Below are 808 nucleotides of genomic sequence, written 5' to 3'. Positions count from 1 at the left end.
GCCATGCGCATCCCGGCCTCGACGCTGCCGACGGTCTTGGCGCCGGCATCGATCAGGCGCTCGCCCAATGGTCCCCTGGAAACGACGATACGCAGGCGTTCGGCGTCGCCGATCATGCCGTCAACGATGCGCTGTGCATTGTCGTTCAGGAATGCCGAACCGTCTTTCATGTCCGGTCTCCTTCCCATTGGAGTTGCAATTGGCTGGCTTGTCCCTTGATGAGCCGCTTGGTCGATTGGGCGCTCGGACCGCGCGCGAAGACCGTGCAGACAGGGTCGCCGGCAATCAGACGGGTGCCAGCCGACTGTTGGTCCGCTGTCCATTCAGGCCAGGCAATCGACGGAAAGTGAGTGATTGGCGTCGCGGCGTAGGTCACCATCGACGCCATCGAATCGACGAAGCGCGGCAAGCGGAAGACCTGACCCGTCGCGGCGCGCAGATGCGCTTCGATCAATGGCGCGTCAACATCGTCGAAAATGTCGAGGGTGGCGCCCGGCCTCGGATTGATCTCGATGAACGTGTAGCCATCTGGTCCACGGATCAGATCGGCGCTGCACAATCCAAGCAGGCCGGCGCGCCGCGTCAGACTTGAGAGCCAGCCGCCGATGACCGCCGCCTGTCTGCGATCGAAGCGTCTCAACCGTACGGCGCCGCCGTAGCGATAGGGCGCTGTGGGGGCGGGAGACGTCCATTGGTGGCTGAAACCCACGAGGTGCGCGGTTTGACCATTGCCGACGAACAGGGCCGAGATGCTGCGACCGGCAACGAAGCGCTGGAAGTAGCGGCCGGCGGTCGGGCTTTCTCCGGC

2 protein-coding genes are annotated in these 808 nt (G+C 64.2%); both read right to left on the bottom strand.

Annotated elements, in window-relative coordinates; translation table 11 throughout:
• On the bottom strand, positions 1–170 hold a 170-nt coding region (locus ENZ75_RS33200), incomplete at its 3' end, for a methenyltetrahydromethanopterin cyclohydrolase (protein ID WP_281061338.1).
• Positions 167–808 (bottom strand): ATP-grasp domain-containing protein (locus tag ENZ75_RS33195; protein ID WP_128278674.1); only part of this gene is annotated, 642 nt, incomplete at its 5' end. The genes ENZ75_RS33195 and ENZ75_RS33200, both read right to left, overlap by 4 nt.

The sequence above is a fragment of the Mesorhizobium sp. M7A.F.Ca.CA.002.04.1.1 genome (assembly GCF_004022805.1).
GTDB classification, from domain to species: domain Bacteria; phylum Pseudomonadota; class Alphaproteobacteria; order Rhizobiales; family Rhizobiaceae; genus Mesorhizobium; species Mesorhizobium ciceri.
Note: the sequence above shows the minus strand (reverse complement) of the source record. Positions and strands in the feature narration are given on the sequence as shown.